This window comes from Corynebacterium sp. HMSC073D01 (assembly GCF_001815555.1).
In the GTDB taxonomy this organism is placed as follows: domain Bacteria; phylum Actinomycetota; class Actinomycetes; order Mycobacteriales; family Mycobacteriaceae; genus Corynebacterium; species Corynebacterium glucuronolyticum.
On the sequence record NZ_KV821027.1, the window covers coordinates 34,816 to 49,389 of the forward strand.

Below are 14,574 nucleotides of genomic sequence, written 5' to 3' on the forward strand. Positions count from 1 at the left end.
CGTGGGGTAATTTTCTGTCTACCGGAAGATATCCGTTACCCCCTGAATGAAGCGCCCGGACTTCTTTTCCAAGGGGTTATCCCCGACCATGTATGTCCATGTCGCCGACGGACGAGACAATCCAAGATCATCTAAGTGGGCACCCTCGTTATCGACGGTTACAGTGTTAAACGTATCCACTGCCTCGTCTACAGCGCGGTTAACGAGATCCTTGAACTCACGCACCGCAATGCGGTGAAACTCAGTCAGTGGCGTTTCCCGCGCGATGGCTCGCAGGTGAATGGATTCTCGTACCTCGTCCATGAGCGCGAGGTGATCGCTCCACCCCATGTCGAGGTGGTAAAGCATAACATCACGCGCGGCCTGCACAAGTGTGTCGTGTGCGACGGTACGCTCCAACTCCTGCACACGATCCGGCGTGCGCTCCGCAAAATCTTGCAGCGCCTTGTCTGTGTCCAAAATGGTCGCGCGCCGTTCGTCGATGATTACACGCTGGTCTGCAAGCAGCTTGGAGTACTTCCATGTCTGTGAGTGAATTTCCAGCAGCTGCCCCTCGGTAACACGCTGACAGTGCTCAACGAAATCTTGCACACGCTTTTCCTGGATGAGACCATCCGGCCCGGGGTGGGCGGTAATGGATTCACCGTCGCCACCACTGAGGATGAGCTCGTCCTCCAGAGAGACATAAAAGACAGCGTGACCGGGATCTCCCTGCCGTCCTGCACGGCCGCGTAGCTGATTGTCGAGGCGCGAGGACTTGTAACGACCGGTGCCGATGACGCAGAGGCCCCCGAGCTCGCAAACTTTTTCGTGTTCAGCCTCGTCGGCACCGCCCAATTTGATATCTGTGCCACGCCCTGCCATCTGCGTGGACACGGTGATCCTACCGATGTCTCCGGCCTCAGCGATGATTTCGGCCTCCTCGGCATCGTTTTTCGCGTTGAGGACGTTGACATCAATGTCGTATTCACGGATAGCTTGTGCAAGTTCCTCGCTCTCCGCCACGTCATGGGTACCGATGAGGATGGGTTGACCGGTGGCGTGTCGCTCGAGAATATCGGCGACGACTGCCTCCATCTTCTCCTCCGCCGTAGCGTAGATTCGGTCGGCTTCGTCGAAGCGACGCAAGGGCTCAGCTCGATCAATGACGGAGACGCGCAGGTTGTAAAACTCCCGTAGCTGATCGGTTGCCTCTACAGCAGTGCCCGTCATCCCGCACACTGCGGGGTACCTCCCGATAAGCGCCTGGAGCGTCATGGAATCGAGGATGCGTCCGCCCTCGGTTACGTCGAGGCCTTCCTTCGCCTCTACGGCCGCCTGGATCCCGTCGGGCCAGCGTTGCAGGTCCGCAACACGCCCCTTTGACGCGTCGATAAGCTGAACCTTCCCATCGCGAACGATGTAGTGCACATCACGCTGGAGCAGAGCCTCCGCATGAAGGGCGAGGTTGACGTGCACAAGCGTGGTACCGACATGGTCTTCACTGTAGAGAGAATCAATTCCGAGCGCTTTCTCCACCACAGCAGCTCCCTCATCCGTGAGAAACGCGTTACGCCCGTCGGCATCAACCGTGTAATGCTTGCCCGGGGTGAGGGTGCGAACGATATCGGTGATGTGGCCCTGGGGCGCTGTACCGGGGACCGAACCGGCGAGGACCAGCGGAACCAGCGCTTCGTCGACAAGCACACTGTCAGCCTCGTCCACAATGGCCACATCCGCGCCGTGCTGGACGGCATCCTCACGTCGTGTAATGAGCTGATCACGGAGCACGTCGAAACCAATTTCGTTGACGGGACCGTAGACAATGTCCGCCTTATATGCCGCGATGCGCTCCTCACGGGTGGACTTTTCCGTGACAAAGGCAACGGAGAGCCCGAAGAACTCCACCAGCGGGCGCATCCACGTTGCATCGCGCTCGGCCAGATAGTCATTCACAGTGATGAGGTGCACTTTCTTGCCTTTGAGCGCAAACCCCGTTGCCGCCATTGCCCCCACGAGGGTCTTTCCCTCGCCCGTTGCCATGTGGATGACATCACCATCAAGAAGCCGGAGCGTAGCCTGCGACTGCACAGCAAAAGGCGTGAGTCCGATGGTTCGTGTGGAGGCAACTCCCAACGCGGCGAGAAAGGCCGGCTGGTCGTCTATATGTTCGCGGGCATAGCGAGCTAGATCGGAATCGGAAAGCGTAGCAAGATCGTCTGCGACTTGTGTCGCCGCAGCAACCACCTTTTTACTTTGCTTTTGGTTGCGCCCCTTCTTGGAGCCCAACGCGTTCCATAACCAATCCATTCCGGCCATGTGTCGCCTTCCTTGTTCGTACCTCACTCATGCCTGTATGCACACACCCGTGGACGGGCGCGCTGCACACCAGCTACGCGGTCATTGTCTCCAGACTAGCGCACGGATTCCCTTGCCTTCTTCACGGCTACCAGCACCGCCACAAAAATTTCCCATTTCGGCGCCGAATCTCACCAGCCATCTCCACCAGTCAACACCACAGCGGGCAGAATCGAGGGACACGTAAGTCGATAGCTGTCCCCTCCAACACACGGGCTATGACAGCATCGACCCGCCGTGGCGCCAGTCACGCCAAGCACTTCCGTGATATACCGACACACCTATTAAGGGGCAAAATCATTAGGATTGGGGACGGTAAAACTTCACGCATTCGCGTTGAGATGAGTAGCCTCAGGTGCGAACGGTACGGTTTGCTCAACAACTACCTACCACCAGCACTGAAGGACACCGCGGAAGAGAAGGATCGGAATACACTATGCACTCAGTAAACGTCACAGTCCCCTCACCGGCAGGCCTCGGGCTCGCCGCAACTATTGACTTCCCGGATACAGAGCCCAAAGCGTTCGCCATCTTTTCACACTGCTTCACAGGTAACCGCCATACGCCGTGTGCATCACGTGTATCCAAAACACTTTCGGAGTATGGCTACGCCGTTCTCCGCTTTGACTACCCCGGCCTCGGCCAATCCGAAGGTGAGTTCGCTGACCAGACCTTCACGTCAAACTGTGAAGACCTCTACGCCGTTTACGAATGGCTGGAAGAGAACTACGAAGCTCCCGCCCTTCTCGTCGGACACTCCCTCGGCGGTGCTGCCGCTCTGCGCACCGGTCAACGGATGAAGAAGCTGAAAGCAATTGCGACCATCGGCGCACCCTTCGACCCTGCACACGCGGTATTCCAGTTCCCAGATGCGATCAGCGAGGTCGACCGCCAAGGCGATTACACCTTCTCCCTTGTGGGACGCACCATGACGATCTCACGCAAGCTCCTCGAAGACCTTGCAGAGACCAACCCGGAGACCTACCTTCCGGATCTAAAGAAGCCCCTCCTTCTCCTCCACTCACCCACCGATCAGACTGTCGGCATCGACAGCGCCCAGCTCATCTTCCAGGTCTCCCGGTACCCTAAGTCCCTCGTCGCCTTGGATAAAACGGATCACCTGTGCACGAAGCCTGGGTCTGCGGCACGCGCCGGGCGACTTATTGCTGAATGGGCCGAGCCGTATACCCAGGTCGGTGAGCGCTTCCGTGAACAGATAGACGAGACCGTCGCCGAGGCACGCTCTACCCGGACGGGTAAGTACACCGACGCGGTGCGCGCCGGCGTCCGCCATTTCATCTCCGACCGCGAAACCACGCGTGGCGGTAAGGGATACGGCATCACCCCCACGGGACTTCTCATGAGCGCCATCGCTACGTCAACGTCCCAGCAAATCCGTGTCAACGCCAAGAAACTACGCATCCGCGGGTTGGACAACGTACACGTCGAAGTTCAGCAGACCCCCACAGCGGCAACTGAGGTCGCCGACTTCACTGGCGACGGTTCCTTCGATCTCACACGGTCGATCGAACTCACCGGCAGGCTTTCCGACGATGAGGTTGCCCGCCTGACAGCTACCCTCGACGATCCGCTCATCCACTCACTCCTTGAAGGTGCCCTGAATATCACCGATACCATCACCAATACATCAGTAGATGCCTGACAAAGTGATGCCAGGCGGAAAATCACCAGCTATTACTGCTTCAAAACCCGGCGACTTTCCACCGCTTCACCTGCCAATTTTGGATCCGGATTGCAATGTTGTAATCTGAATGAGCTGCACAACAAGGGCAGCGGCGGACTGTGGCGCAGCTTGGTAGCGCACTACACTGGGGGTGTAGGGGTCGCAGGTTCAAATCCTGTCAGTCCGACTGAAAAACCGGCACCGCGAACGCGGCGCCGGTTTTTGTTATGCGCACTCCACGCACACAGATCAGCACCCAAAAAGGCACGGGGACAACGCGTCGCCTCGCCACGTGAAGCCAGATCCCCCCAAAGGGGTGTGCTCCACCCGCGAGCAAGCGTGCCGTGTTCCGTAACCACATAGCGGCATCTGCGGAGTGCCCCCACCTAGCATGGCGGCTCACATCCGTTGAAATGCCCAAATCCCGTCATCCATTCCTTCACAACTGTTTTTGAATAGAAAACTACTATGCATGCTCCATAGTTACGCTTTCTGCACCCTATCCAGGTGGAGAAAAATGTCGAGACGCTCGACTATAGTTTCTTTTCGGAGTTGGACGTGAGTTAAGGCTCACCGACTGTGCGCTCCCCAGGTGTCTCAAGAGATTAGGAAGTTTTAGGAACCGGAAATGACCATGTCCGTTCGTCTTACATGCGCAGCCGCAATTACATCTGTAGCGGTTGCCCTCGCAGTTCCAGCAGTCGCTGCAACGACGCAGCACACATCCACGGAGCCGTCTACGACTACCACGGTTGTGGCAACGGCCCAGAGGACATCCGCTGAACCGACACCCGATGCCCGGACCGCTGAAACGGGGACCAGACTCCGCGACCTTCAGACGACCGACGGGTCCTCCACGCAGGATTCCGCGAATGGGCAGTTCAGCGACCCCATCACGCCTATTGGCGCCCCGTCATTCCTCAACGATCCCGACTGTGTTCCCGCAGCCGAACATCCACATCCGGTGCTTTTCTTGCACGGCACCACACGCAATATCAAAGACTTTTACGATTCTGCATCTTCACTCCACAACGAGGGCTTCTGTGTTTGGGGATACAACTATGGGAAGAACACAGGGCTTTCGATTCAAAATCTGAACCCCAGTATGTACGCGACGGGTGACATCATGACGTCTGTGGCGGAAGTCTCCCACCAGATTGACTATGTCCTAGAGAAATCCGGTGCAGACAAAGTCGACCTCGTCGGGCACTCTCAAGGCGGCATGATCCCCAAGGCGTACATCGCCAAGTATGGTGCTGAGAAGGTCAACCGTGTAGTGGCGATGGGTGCCCCGTTCCACGGCACAGCGATCAACGGGTTCGGCACCTTTGCGCGTGGACTCATCACCCTTGCTCCACACCTCATGACTTTCTTCCTGTCGCCGGCGAGCGCCCAGCAAATTATCGGCAGCGACTTCAACGCGTGGCTAAATGCACAGCCGGACACGGTCCCTGGCGTAATCTACACGTCCTTCTTCTCCCCCGATGACACCGTTGTCACGCCGAACAGCACGAGTGAGCTTAGCCCCGTCGACGGTGCCGATGTTGCTAACGTCAACGTCAAGCAGGCCTGCCCCTTCAAGGACGACAAAATTATTCACGATGATCTACCAACTTCTCCCACCATGGCATCGCTGACCTATTGGGCACTGACGCGCGATGCAGGAGAAACCGCGCCGGCCATCGATGCCTGCACTGCCCTGCCAAATGATGAATTGACCTGGTACTAACGCCTCGATAACGACTATGCCACCTTGCGTTTCCATCCGGATCGTTGAAGGCAGGAACCTGCTTTTCCAGATCTAATGGTTCTGCCATGTGTGGCGTTAGACCGATGCATCATCCCCGACTTCGCACACGATAAAAGGTCCGCAGCTTGCCTGCTGCGGACCTTTTATCCTTCGCTCCCCTTGATTATTGAGTGGATCGTCGCCCCTAGTTCGATTTGGTAACCGGGGGCTCGGCTGACCATGGAAAAGCAATCCACTGATCTGTGTGGCGCCACACGTAATTCGGTTCGACAACAGAGCGAGACTTGCCGTAAATGACAGCAGATCGCACCTCTGCAGCACTCTTCTGCAAAATCTTCAGCACAAGATCCAAGGTACGACCGGAATCCGCAACGTCATCAACAACAAGCAGCTTCTTGCCACCAAGAGCGTTGGTGTCCAGCAACGGTTCGAGAAGGATCGGGTCGGGGAGAGTTTCTTCCACATCGGTGTAAAACTCGACGTTTATTGCATCGGAAAGCTTCACGCCCATGGCGTAGGAAAGGGCACCAGCGGGCAGTAATCCACCCCGAGCTACCGCGATAATAATGTCGGGCTCATAGCCCGAATCGACAATCTGTTGAGCGAGCTCGCGTGATGCTTGTCCGAACATATCCCACGTGAGGACCTCAAGGTTATCCATGTTGGAAGAGTCTGCATGATAGGCCATATATTGAGGATACCGCCTCAGTTAAGTCGGCGGTAATAAGTTCGGCGTTTTCCTGGCCTCATCAGCGCCACGCATGCGGCCTCTTCGTATCTTCTTCGTACGTCCCTAAAACCAGGGACAGGGCCTACCTATCCCAAGCGATGCCCCACCCACTCTAAGACAAAGGCCCCAGCCGCCCCAAGAAAACGTGCTCCTTGTGCCAAGATAGCGGCTTACCTCTCCTTGCCCTACCCCAGGCGATGGCCTGCCTAGCTCTACTGACGGCCCACGCTTTTCCACCACAGTGCACCAGTGAGCAATCATTATTTGAATATTCATCGTTTGTAGTTAGCGGTTTGCCTGCCCTATCCAGTGCTGTAGGTTTCACCTCCTGCTGCGGAACATCTGATAAGTCGGGTTTTTCCATGATGCTTAGGGAGGTTTCAGTTACTTTAACTAAATGCCAGTCGTGTAATCTACTCCCATGAATATTATGGAAGGCTTCAACAGCGTCATGGGTGTGTTGGAGAATGCTGTGGGAACCTTTAACGGTCACCTGTGGTCATTCCTGCCCATCCCCCTCATGCTGGCAGGCATTTACTTCGGTTTCCGGACATTCATTGTCCAAATCCGCAAAATCCCCGATATGTTCAAGGCTGTTCTTGAAAAGCCTGCAGAGCAAAACGAGGAAGATATTTCCCCCTTCAAGGCATTCACGATTTCCGCGGCCTCTCGCGTGGGCACTGGCAACGTAGCCGGTGTCGCCATCGCCATTACCACTGGTGGCCCTGGCGCCGTCTTCTGGATGTGGATGGTTGCCATCGTCGGTGGTGCCACGAGCTTTGTGGAATCGACTCTTGCCCAGCTGTGGAAGACCCACGACGGAGATTCCTACCGCGGTGGCCCAGCTTATTACATGACGCGCGGATTAAATTCCAAGGTCTTGGCAACAATCTTCGCTATCGCAATTGCCTTCACCTTCGGTTTTGTGTACAACGCCCTCCAGTCCAACGCCGTCGTAGAAGCCATCGCTAAATCAGTCGAAACCATTGGTTCCCCAATGGATGAGCATACGACGTTCCTCGTACGCCTCGGAATCGGCATTGTTATGGCGGTTCTCGCCAGCCTTGTTATCTTCGGCGGAATTCAGCGTATTGCGAACTTCACCCAAATGATCGTCCCGTTCATGGCTGTGGCTTACCTCATCCTCGGCATCATCATCGTCGCTCTGAACATTGAACAGGTTCCTGGAATGATCGCCGACATCTTCGGTGCGGCCTTTGGGTTCCGCCAGATCGGTGGCGCCACTATGGGCATGGCATTCATGTACGGAATGCAGCGTGGCCTATTCTCCAACGAAGCCGGCGAGGGGTCTGCCCCGAACGCTGCAGCAACTGCAACGGTTTCGCACCCGGTGAAACAGGGGCTCGTTCAGACTCTGGGAGTCTACTTCGATACGCTCCTTGTCTGCTCCATCACGGCCTTCATCATCCTCCTGAGCGATTACCACACTGCTGCCGACGGGCAAACCTCGTCTCTCACCCAGGACGCCGTTGCGCATTCCGTGGGCACCTGGGGTATCCACTTCGTAACGCTCGTTCTCTTCTGTCTCGCCTTCTCCTCGCTGATTGGCAACTACTACCTAGCACAGGCAAACGTGCAGTACCTCACCGATTCCAAGACGGCTCTGACAGTATTCCGAGTTGTCGTTCTTCTGTTCGTCATCTTTGGTTCCGTCGGATCTGTTCCGCTCATCTGGGCACTCGGCGACACCTTTGCTGGCACGATGGTGATCATCAACCTCATCGCGATCGTTCCACTCGGTGGTGTAGCTATCAAATTGCTGCGCAACTACTCGGAGCAGCGTTCCAAGGGGTTGGATCCGATCTTCCACCGCGCAATGCTTCCGGAAATCAAGAACGTGGAGTGCTGGAACGGCACCGATTCTGCAACCAAGAATTATCCCGTAGCCTTCGATGCTCTCGGCATTCAGCTGCCGGAAAAGAAGCAGGAGAGCAACTAACCTCCCCATCAGCAACGTGAGTGTCATAGACATTCAACGTGCACATACCGTCTTTCTCCCGGACTGCTATGGTGGTCCGTCCGAAGCGCTTCATATCGATTCGCCACCAACTGCCCGCACTAGTAGGTGCGGGAGACCGGTGGCGTTTCTGTTTTTGGTCCAACCTTTCCTTTCAGTGACTTTCAGCGTTCAAACGGGCACTGACGTTTCTAGATACGGTGCCGCTCCTCCTACAGTTCGCCGTCACCAGGGGACTAACCACGACGAGCTGCGAAAGTTTCTCAGCCAGCGCAAACGATCTGATGCCCCACACGGATACATCTGCACGTGCGATGTCCCCCATAGCTCAGCAGATTGAGGCTGACCATCTTCGTGTGCTCCCCCATGTGCACCATCATTGGGGGTAACCGGCTCATCAATATTTTTGTTCTTGCGCAGCGAAGTTAGTAAATACCCACTAAAGTTGAACGCTGTAACTATTTTCGACCATGGTATGTGGAGATCTACGTGAAAATTGCAGTCCTCGGAGGCGATGGCTTTTGCGGCTGGCCAACAGCCTTGCACTTGTCCGATGCGGGACACGACGTACTCATAGTGGACAACGGTTCACGGCGAGCGATTGACGAGGAACTCGGCGCATTTTCCCTCACACCGATTTGTCCCCTCAATGAGCGGGTCAAGGCCTGGAAGGACGTAACCGGCAAGGAGATCCGCACTTTCAACATTGATATTGCGCAGGAGTACGACAAGCTGCGGGAATTCCTTGCCACTGAGCAGCCCGATGCGGTCGTGCACTTTGCTGAGCAGCGCTCCGCGCCGTATTCCATGACGAACTCCACGCACAAGCGCTACACCGTGGACAATAATGTCAATGCGACACACAACTTGCTTGTCGCCATTGTGGAAAATGATCAGGACATTCATGTCGTGCACCTGGGCACGATGGGTGTCTACGGGTATGGTACTGCCGGGATGAAACTCCCTGAGGGCTACCTCACCGTGACTGTGAAGGCCGACGGTAAAGAGATTGAGCAGGAAATCCTGTACCCCACGAACCCAGGCTCCGTGTACCACATGACCAAGGTACTCGATCAGAACCTTTTCGCGTATTACGCCAAAAACGACGAATTGCGCATCACCGACCTTCACCAGGGCATCATTTGGGGTACGCACACACCGCAAACTGAACGAGACGAGCGCCTCATCAACCGATTCGATTACGACGGCGATTACGGGACCGTTCTCAACCGCTTCCTCATGCAGGCTGCCCTCGGATACCCGCTGACGGTGCACGGTACCGGTGGACAGACCCGCGCATTCATTCACGTCCGTGATATGGTGCGCTGCATCGAGCTCGCTATCGAGAATCCTCCATCCCGCGGCGATCGGGTGAAGATCTTCAACCAGATGACCGAGACCCACCGAGTGCGGGATCTCGCTCAGCTCGTCTCCAAGATCACCGGAGCAGAGGTTCAGATGGTTCCCAATCCCAGGAAGGAATCTGCTGAAAACGAGCTACTCGTCACCAATGACAACTTCCTCAAACTTGGTTTGGAACCTACTACCCTGTCCGAGGGGCTTCTCCATGAAGTGGAAAACACCGCAAAGAAGTACGCAGACCGCGCCGATCTTGATAAGATCCCGGCTCGCTCGCTGTGGACAAAGCACCAGCACCCCGGTGAGCCGAACCTGAACAAGTAATATTGTCGCGCCGTGTGCTCACCCCAGTGCGGGCGCACGGTGCCTTTCTTCTTACACTAATTTTCATGCGCATCGCCTTTTTCACTGAGGTATTTCTACCCAAAATCGATGGTGTCGTCACGCGTTTGACGAAAACGCTCGAGCAGCTCCGTGTCCTCGGGCACGAATGCATCGTCGTTGCACCGCAGCCCTGCCCTACTACCTTCGCAGGATTCCCCGTCGTGGGTGTCCCTGCTACTGGGCTAACCGTCTACCCGGAACTTAAGTACGGGTGGCTCACCCCGCACGCGGTTAGCACCGTTATTGATTTCAACCCAGATATCATCCATGTCGTGAATCCCGTGTGGTTGGCTGCGGGTGGCATCTGCGTAGCGCGTACACAGCGAATTCCGCTGGTTGCTAGTTTTCACACTAACGTCCCCGATTACATGAATGACCTTGGTTTAGGGGTTATCAGTGGACCCGTTCAGCGGATCATTCGTTTTTTCCACAATCGTGCGAAGATCAACCTCGTCACATCTACACCAATGCTCGAACGCGCAACCAGCGTTGGAATAAAAAACGTTCACCTCTGGCCAAAGGCTGTGGACACTCATCTCTACCACCCCGGACGGGCGACTCAAGAAATGCGTCAGAAGCTCTCTTCTGGGCACCCAGACGATCCTCTCATGCTCTTTGTCGGTCGGCTAAGCAAGGAAAAGAACCTCGCTTTTCTTCATTCGGTCATGTCCGACCTTCGCACGCGTTTACCGAAGGCTCGCCTGGCATTTGTCGGCGGAGGTCCCGATGAAGAGGAGTTAAAGCAACTCTTCTCTTCGGATTGGTGCACGTTTATGGGTTACATGCAGGGGGAAGAGCTGGCTGCTGCATTCGCGTCGGCCGATGTATTCTTGTTCCCCTCCAAAACAGAAACCCTCGGTCTCGTGGCTCTTGAGGCGATGGCCAGCGGTATCCCGGTCGTTGGAGCCCGCGCAGGCGGGATTCCGTTCACTGTTGTCGATGGCCACACCGGTTTTCTTGCGCCACCGGACGACGTACAGGAATGGGTTCGTCTCATCATTGCCGCCTATGAGAACTCCGCGTTCCCTGAGCAGGCGCGCGCCGAGGCTGAAAAATACTCTTGGTTGGAAGCTACGCGCACCCTCACCGATTTCTATAGGCAAGCGCTTAACAGCGGCGAGGGAAAGAGTCATGGCGCATAGGAAACCTGGAACACGTCGGCGAAATACCGTCGAGCTCACACGTGCCGAAGACGCTTCCGACGATGTTCTCGTCCGTGAAAACGGACGGGAGTACCCCATCGACTCCGGAATTGCTACCTTTGAGAAGGTAGCCGGTTACGCGGATTCCTGGAACCTTCTCATTAACGGCCAGTACTCGTCTCACATCACCGTCGGTGAGCCTACCCGCCTTTCCTTCCCCTACATGCAATGGATCGCAGCCGGAGTAGCGTGGTTCGAACGAGAGACAGGCACCGAACCTCGTCGAATCACTCACCTTGGCGGCGCCGGTTGTTCGCTAGCTCGATATATGGCAGCCACGTACCCTAGCAGCAGGAACACCGTTGTTGAGATTGATTCTGCGCTTGCGGATCTAGCCCGAAATCTGTGCGACATACCTCGCGCGCCACACGTGAAGATTCGCGTTGGCGATGCGCGAAACGTGACTGAGTCGTTTCGTCCAGCATCTCGGGACATTGTCATCCGGGATGTGTTTTCATCCTCCACCACTCCTGTTCCCCTCACTACCGTGGGATTCACTGAGGCAGTGCAGAGCAGTCTGGCACAACCGGGTCTCTACGCCGTTAACTGTGGTGCGCAGGCTGGTCTCGATACCGCCAAACGTGAGGCGGCCACACTTCGGGAGACGTTTGCCCATGTCGCTCTGATCGCAGACAGCACGGTGTTGAAGGGCAAGCGTGGTGGCAACATCGTCTTCCTCGCCTCGTCTGTTCAGCTCCCACAGCGGGATTCGTCGGCTGCCACCGCGCTTTCCTCCGACGTCATGCGCGGGCGCGTACCGGCCGTGTACAAGGATCCTGCATGGGTGGCACAGTTCTCCGCTGGGGCTGCGGTTATCTGTGATCCGCGAACACCACAGGATGCGGATTGACCTGATTGTCCCCCACGGTGCACTGCATCGCATCGCCGGGTAGAGAAGGAACGCGTTGGACCGGGGTGACCGGGAGCACCTCTATGTCATCAGTGGAACAGGACCCACTGGATAACGCCGGGAGTAAACCGATAAATGATGCGTATTTTCTCTGTTTTTCCCTGGGCATTGCTTCAGGAAGAAGCAAGATCGTTTTCCATTCGTCCCTCGCAGGTGCCTCCACGCTCGTGGGTGCCGCAGGCAAAAGAGAAATCATCGGTGAGACGACACACGTGTGGTGAGTGAACGCACCGGTGACATCGGCGGTGTGTTGTTGCCGCGACCCCTGGGTTGAAGCCACTACGATGAATCCATTTCCGACCGAGGCTGTGGAGTGGAACGAGCGGCGGTCGTTCGACCAGCCGAATTTTGTCCCGGTCACGCCAGGCAAGGTGGCAGTGCCGAAGTTTTGTGCGTAACCGTCTGCTGCTATCTCGTGGGCTGCTTCCATCGCCTCTATAACTGGCGAATTCTGTTTTACTAAGCTGTGGAGAAAGCGAACCATGTCGCCTGTCGTCGTTACCCCTGCGCCCCACTTGTTACCCACCCAGGTTGAGCGGAGATTTTCCTCTTTGACAATAATTCGAATTGATGCAGGATATTTTTCAAACAGTTCTTTGGCTGCCTCATCGTCAGAGCCCTGTACCATTTCCAAGGCCTTGGTTTGATCTGCGGCTGCGCCGAGGCCGTCTGCGTGACGGATAACGTATTCGGCGATGAGGAGCTTTATCAGGGATAACGCAGGCACAACTTCGTAGGCATTGGATGTCTCCACCCAGCGCCCGCTCGCGGTATACATAACAGTGATGTGAGTACGCTCGCGCGCGACAATAGCCCCTGACTCATCGGTTACGGCCAGCGGGAACGATGTGGGTGCCAACGAGGCTGACACACAGCATTGTCCGTCTCCAGCTAGACGGCTATTCTGCTCTCGTGCTCGAGCTACAGGCTCCCCTGAAAACGCTAGGGCGAGAAGACAGCATACAACTACCCACGTACACACCCCGTTGACCACGCGCAGCCTTCCATCACACACCCGAAGAGTGTACAACTGTGGCTTGCACCCGCTGGCAACCGGTGTGCCAAACGGTATCCTCTGGCCGGATACTGTCGGTAGGTGCCTAGCGGCAGCAGGTACCCGCCGACAGGTGCCCACCGGTATGCGTCTGCCAACCGGTATGCGTCTGCCTACCGGTGCGTGCTAAAGGGTCTGGAGAATATGCTCGGCGACGGTCGCATCTGTCACGAGATGGGTGGCCATCCCCTTTTCCAAGGCGACGCGGAGAGGAGCTGCTTTCTCTAACCCTCCCGCTACGAGTAACCGCACCGGAACTTTTCGCAGATCTGCGAGGCTAATCCCCACGGAGCGGGCATCGATTTCAGGCACCGCGATCTCACCGTCGGCTGTGACCCACCGGGAGCAAATATCGCCCACAGCGTGTACGAGGATCCGCTCTACATCCGCGTCACTGAAATATCCCAGCTGCAAAAGCGTGGAATCCGGGCTGGCCGCGCCGACTGTAAAAACAGCGATCGTGGACTCGCGGGCGAGCGAAGTCAGCTGTTCAATGAACGGTTCTTGCTCCACCAATCGCTTTACCTCTGCAGATTGGAAAACTGCGGGAAGTGGCAGAAGATGCGCGGGGGCGTAGAACGCCTCGGAGAACTTTGAGATGGTGTCGAAATCGTTGGTGCTGTGCGCCGAGTGTGATAGACCCCCTTTTAGCTGGACAATCCGCACGCCAGTCACTGTTTTCTGATGCAGCTGATTGGCAATAGCGTGCAGGGTGTTTCCCCAGCTCACGCCGATGAGGTCGCCATCGGAGACAAGGGAATCGAGCAGCTGAGCCCCTATTTTTCCGAGCTCCATGAGAGAAAGGGAGGGCGCATCGTTAACTGTCGCCCCAGATGCTGCCGTAATTGCTGGAACCACCCGCGCTTCGGTTAGCCCGAAGGCCTGCTTTAAGCGTTCGGCGAGGATTGAGCTAGAGGTACGGGGGTCATCGATTTCAATGCGCACATATCCGGCATCCCGGGCAAGGGTGAGAAGCTTGGACACCGTCGGGCGGGACACACCTAGTTTTCCTGCGACTTCGGATTGAGAAAGCCCCTCGACGTAGTAAAGCTTAGCGGTGTCGATGGCCAGCGCAATCCTCGAATCCATGGGTTTTAGCTTACGCTACGGCATGCGTCTGTCCGTACATGGCTCGATATTCGTGAGCCTCATCACTCCACAAGGTAAGCCCCGGTGGCACCCTCCT

10 protein-coding genes and 1 tRNA gene are annotated in these 14,574 nt (G+C 56.4%); 7 read left to right on the top strand and 4 right to left on the bottom strand.

Annotated elements, in window-relative coordinates; all coding sequences use genetic code 11:
• Positions 1–18: 18 nt before the first annotated feature.
• Positions 19–2,298 carry an accessory Sec system translocase SecA2 gene (secA2, locus tag HMPREF3044_RS03330; protein ID WP_005390170.1) on the bottom strand — a complete coding sequence of 760 codons (2,280 nt, stop codon included), beginning with the start codon at positions 2,296–2,298 and terminating at the stop codon, positions 19–21.
• Positions 2,299–2,773: 475 nt separating this feature from the next.
• Here secA2 and HMPREF3044_RS03335 point away from each other — a divergent pair, with 475 nt between their 5' ends.
• The 3 genes from HMPREF3044_RS03335 to HMPREF3044_RS03345 all read left to right on the top strand — a co-directional run bounded on the left by HMPREF3044_RS03335 (position 2,774) and on the right by HMPREF3044_RS03345 (position 5,750).
• Positions 2,774–4,000, top strand: coding sequence for a bifunctional alpha/beta hydrolase/OsmC family protein (locus tag HMPREF3044_RS03335; protein WP_070739309.1), 1,227 nt, complete (start codon positions 2,774–2,776; stop codon positions 3,998–4,000).
• Between the two features lie 134 nt (positions 4,001–4,134).
• Positions 4,135–4,208: transfer RNA gene (locus tag HMPREF3044_RS03340), tRNA-Pro, on the top strand.
• A gap of 441 nt (positions 4,209–4,649) precedes the next feature.
• A complete protein-coding gene (locus HMPREF3044_RS03345; protein WP_005393873.1) occupies positions 4,650–5,750 on the top strand; it encodes a lipase family alpha/beta hydrolase in 1,101 nt (366 codons plus the stop codon).
• A 205-nt stretch (positions 5,751–5,955) separates the two neighbouring features.
• Here the strand turns inward: HMPREF3044_RS03345 and HMPREF3044_RS03350 are convergent, their stop codons facing one another.
• Positions 5,956–6,459, bottom strand: coding sequence for a phosphoribosyltransferase (locus HMPREF3044_RS03350; RefSeq protein ID WP_005390173.1), 504 nt, complete (start codon positions 6,457–6,459; stop codon positions 5,956–5,958).
• A 493-nt stretch (positions 6,460–6,952) separates the two neighbouring features.
• Here HMPREF3044_RS03350 and HMPREF3044_RS03355 point away from each other — a divergent pair, with 493 nt between their 5' ends.
• The 4 genes from HMPREF3044_RS03355 (at position 6,953) to HMPREF3044_RS03370 (ending at position 12,274) form a co-directional block, all read left to right on the top strand.
• The gene (locus HMPREF3044_RS03355; RefSeq protein ID WP_210400517.1) at positions 6,953–8,461 is read left to right on the top strand and encodes an alanine/glycine:cation symporter family protein; all 1,509 of its coding nucleotides are present in this window, start codon (positions 6,953–6,955) and stop codon (positions 8,459–8,461) included.
• A gap of 507 nt (positions 8,462–8,968) precedes the next feature.
• Entirely contained in the window at positions 8,969–10,162 is a 1,194-nt protein-coding gene (locus HMPREF3044_RS03360) for an NAD-dependent epimerase/dehydratase family protein (protein WP_196793933.1), read from the top strand.
• Between the two features lie 65 nt (positions 10,163–10,227).
• The gene (locus HMPREF3044_RS03365) at positions 10,228–11,364 is read left to right on the top strand and encodes a glycosyltransferase (protein ID WP_070739338.1); all 1,137 of its coding nucleotides are present in this window, start codon (positions 10,228–10,230) and stop codon (positions 11,362–11,364) included.
• Positions 11,354–12,274: a spermidine synthase gene (locus HMPREF3044_RS03370; RefSeq protein WP_070739315.1), complete on the top strand. Its 921-nt coding sequence runs from the start codon at positions 11,354–11,356 to the stop codon at positions 12,272–12,274. The genes HMPREF3044_RS03365 and HMPREF3044_RS03370 overlap by 11 nt, the downstream gene beginning before the upstream one ends.
• Here the strand turns inward: HMPREF3044_RS03370 and HMPREF3044_RS03375 are convergent.
• Complete coding sequence (locus HMPREF3044_RS03375; RefSeq protein WP_236589083.1) at positions 12,237–13,205, bottom strand: hypothetical protein; 969 nt, start codon at positions 13,203–13,205, stop codon at positions 12,237–12,239. The genes HMPREF3044_RS03370 and HMPREF3044_RS03375 overlap by 38 nt on opposite strands.
• Before the next feature lie 309 nt (positions 13,206–13,514).
• Entirely contained in the window at positions 13,515–14,477 is a 963-nt protein-coding gene (locus HMPREF3044_RS03380; protein WP_005390183.1) for a sugar-binding transcriptional regulator, read from the bottom strand.
• Positions 14,478–14,574: the final 97 nt, after the last annotated feature.